General features: G+C 46.8%; 1 protein-coding gene. It reads left to right on the forward strand.

What is annotated here, in order from left to right; all coding sequences use genetic code 11:
- Positions 1 to 62: 62 nt before the first annotated feature.
- On the forward strand, positions 63 to 669 hold a 607-nt coding region (locus WY13_RS15505), incomplete at its 3' end, for an Ig-like domain-containing protein (RefSeq protein ID WP_204377970.1).

Consider the following 669-nt stretch of genomic DNA (forward strand, 5'->3'; position numbering starts at 1 on the left):
TAGTAACACTGGTAAAAGTAAATGCCGATGCGACAGAAAGTAGTGTAGCTACTAATGTTACTATGAATAAGAGTCTTAATGGAAGCCTTTTTGTTTCTCCAACAACAAAATTGGAACCTAGCACTTCTTATAAAGTAAAAGTAAGTTCAGGTATCACGGCGGACCAAACACCTGTTACATTAACAACCAATGCGTATGAAATCTTGTTCAAGACTAAAGCATTGGCACCTTCATTAGATATTACAGGCGTCACATTAGATAGGACCAGCGCTTCTATTGATGTCGGCGGCACCAGCCAGCTTACAGCTACGGTAGCTCCGGCGGATACCGCGAATAAAGGTGTCACATGGGCTTCGGACAATACAGCCGTAGCCACAGTAGATGCAAATGGTATTGTCACCGCAATGGCGGCAGGTACAGCAACCATTACTGTCACTACAGCTGACGGGAGATTTACGGCGAATTGCGCCGTCACCGTTCAAGCGGCACCTTCATCAGATATTACAGGCGTCACATTAGATAGGACCAGCGCTTTTATTGATGTCGGCGGCACCAGCCAGCTTACAGCTACGGTAGCTCCGGCGGATACCGCGAATAAAGGTGTCACATGGGCTTCGGACAATATAGCCGTAGCCACAGTAGATGCAAATGGTATTGTCACCGCAATGG

The organism is Clostridium ljungdahlii, from assembly GCF_001636845.1.
In the GTDB taxonomy this organism is placed as follows: Bacteria; Bacillota; Clostridia; order Clostridiales; family Clostridiaceae; genus Clostridium_B; species Clostridium_B ljungdahlii_A.